1 pseudogene is annotated in these 239 nt (G+C 75.7%); it reads right to left on the minus strand.

The window, feature by feature from the left end:
- Window positions 1–213, minus strand: a pseudogene (locus KVT14_RS21250) (zinc metalloprotease); the annotation flags it as partial.
- Window positions 214–239: the final 26 nt, after the last annotated feature.

Genomic DNA, 239 nt, shown 5'->3' on the forward strand with positions numbered 1-239 from the left:
CCCGAACGCGCACCCCGCGATGCCGACCAGGTTCGCCGGCAGCGTGACGTCGTCCCGCATGGTCTGCCACACGGCGTCGCCGTTCAGCCCCACCACCACGGACACCGGCTGCCGCTGCAGCTCCGTCCCGGGGCTCACGCCGAGGAACCCGAGCGGGCGCGTCACCGGGTCGCCGTCGTCGACGAGGACGGCCAGCCCGGCGTCGTCCGTCACCGGCCGCTCGGCGACCACCGGGGTCA

Origin of the sequence: Cellulomonas sp. GbtcB1 (genome assembly GCF_019091725.1) — a bacterium.
In the GTDB taxonomy this organism is placed as follows: Bacteria; Actinomycetota; Actinomycetes; order Actinomycetales; family Cellulomonadaceae; genus Cellulomonas.